Annotated in this window: 2 protein-coding genes and 2 pseudogenes; all 4 read right to left on the bottom strand. The window is 26.7% G+C overall.

Going from position 1 to position 2149, the window contains the following annotated elements:
* Positions 1 to 15: 15 nt before the first annotated feature.
* Positions 16 to 192 (bottom strand): hypothetical protein, encoded by a 177-nt coding sequence (locus tag GB932_RS19985; RefSeq protein ID WP_156758913.1) that lies wholly within the window; start codon positions 190 to 192, stop codon positions 16 to 18.
* Between the two features lie 429 nt (positions 193 to 621).
* Positions 622 to 966, bottom strand: a pseudogene (locus GB932_RS00925) (cupredoxin domain-containing protein); the annotation flags it as partial.
* 129 nt (positions 967 to 1095) lie between these two features.
* Positions 1096 to 1263 carry a cytochrome c oxidase subunit II gene (locus tag GB932_RS19980; RefSeq protein ID WP_368732394.1) on the bottom strand — a complete coding sequence of 56 codons (168 nt, stop codon included), beginning with the start codon at positions 1261 to 1263 and terminating at the stop codon, positions 1096 to 1098.
* 124 nt (positions 1264 to 1387) lie between these two features.
* Positions 1388 to 1996 (bottom strand): annotated as a pseudogene (locus GB932_RS19975) (cbb3-type cytochrome c oxidase subunit I).
* Between the last annotated feature and the right edge of the window lie 153 nt (positions 1997 to 2149).

The raw sequence follows: 2149 nt of genomic DNA, 5'->3' as shown, positions 1-2149 counted from the left end.
AAAAAAAAAAAAAAATCAATCTAAACCCTTTAATTGATTCAATAAATTTATATCAAAACAATTTATATTTAATAATAAAAAGAAAGAAAATATTATTCCAATATCTCCCAACCGATTAGTTATAACTGTAACAATACCTGAATAATTCCTATAGTCAGAGTTATAATAAATTACTAAAAAATAAGAAACAATACCTAAACCATCTCATCCAATTATAATAATAGGCATATTCAAACTTAAAATTACTAAATACATCGAAAAAACAAACAATACTGTTAAAAACAAAAACTTATTTTTTGTCTTATCCCTCCTTATATAACCTCACCTGAAATAAAACACAACCCTAGAAATCAATCTAACAATTAGTATAAAAAAATTAGAAATAAAATCAAAATAAAAATAAAATTTTATTTCAAAAAAAAAATTGAATCTTACCAAACTTCACTCTAAAATAAATAACTTTTCTTCTATAAAAGTTAAATAAATTAATAATAATAATAAAAAACCTTTTATCAAAAATACATACCTAAAAAAAATAAAATATATATTTAAAAGACTTAAGCCTAAAATTGTGTCGAAAACAATCACAAAATAATTTGATTTTTTAAATTAATAATACATTCAAGAAATAAAATCCTCTATAGGGAGAATTTTAACAGCAATAGGTATATAACTATGTAAAACTCCACAAATCTCAGAACAAGCTCCATAATATACACCTGGCTTCAAAGAATAAAAATTAATCTGATTTAAACGCCCAGGAATAGCATCAGTTTTTACCCCTAACCTTTGAATAGTCCAAGAATGAATTACATCAACCCTTCTAATCAGCATCCGAACACTAACATTCATAGGAATCGCTAAAAAATTATCGGGCTCTAAAAGAAACGCAAAATCCTCATAAGCCATATCTATGTAAATCTCATCATACAAAGTATTTATATCTAAAGCAAACTCTGTATATTCATATCTCCAAAATCACTGATGCCCTATAACTTTAATTGAAAACCTTGGATTAAACCTCTCTTCCATTAAGTATAGTAAACGTAACCTGGGCAAAGCAATAAAAACCAATAAAAAAACAGGCAAAATAGTTCATACAAACTCAATAAAATGATTTTCTATCAAACCTAAATTTAATTTTTTCGAAAACTTTACATCCAACAAAAAAAAAACTAAAAAAGCTAAAATAGAAATAATTACAATCATTGAATGATCATAAAATATTAATAACTGCTCCATTACAGGAGAGTTCGCATCTATAAAACCTAATTCCGCTCAATAAGGCATAAATTTGATTAAAACCTAAAATAACTTCCCCCTACTATTAATATAAAAAAATAATATTTTCTTCAAATAGATGAGATTTAGGCCTCCCCTCCATAAATCAATCTAAAGAAGCTCCGCTATAATTTATTCTAAATAACTCTCGTTTATTGACAAAACTTATATATAAAATAAGAATAAAAACCAAAAATCTTAAAAATCTCAAAAACCTGCCTATTGTAGAAATCCTATTCCAAAACCTATAAAATTCAGGATAATCTATATAACGACGAGGCATTCCATTTAACCCTAAAAAATGCTGAGGGAAAAAAGTAACATTAACCCCTAAAAATATTAATCAAAAATGAATTTTAGACAAATTATTTCTAAAATATATATTAAACATCATAGGCCACCAGTGAAAAACACCAGCAAAAATCGAAAAAACAGCTCCTATAGATAAAACATAATGAAAATGAGCAACTACATAATATGTATCATGCAAAATAATATCAATCCTTGAATTAGCTAAAATCACTCCCGTAAACCCCCCTAAACTAAATAAAAAAATAAACCCTAAATTTCATAAAGACACCACCCTTCATTTTAACAAAGACCCATACAAAGTAGCTAATCAAGAAAAAATCTTAATGCCCGTAGGCACCGCAATAATCATCGTTGCAGCTGTAAAATAAGCCCGTGAGTCAACATCCATTCCAACTGTAAACATATGATGGGCTCAAACAATAAAACCCAAAAACCCAATAGCTCTTATAGCATAAATTATACCTAAAGCCCCAAAAGTAGAAACTTTATTTCTATGAAGAAAAATTCTATGTGAAATAATACCAAACCCCGGTAAAATTAAAATATAAACCTCCGG

Origin of the sequence: Microbacterium karelineae, assembly GCF_009745985.1 — a bacterium.
GTDB classification, from domain to species: domain Bacteria; phylum Actinomycetota; class Actinomycetes; order Actinomycetales; family Microbacteriaceae; genus Microbacterium; species Microbacterium karelineae.
The sequence above is the reverse complement of the archived record's forward strand: the minus strand, read 5'-3'. Positions and strand labels throughout refer to the sequence as shown.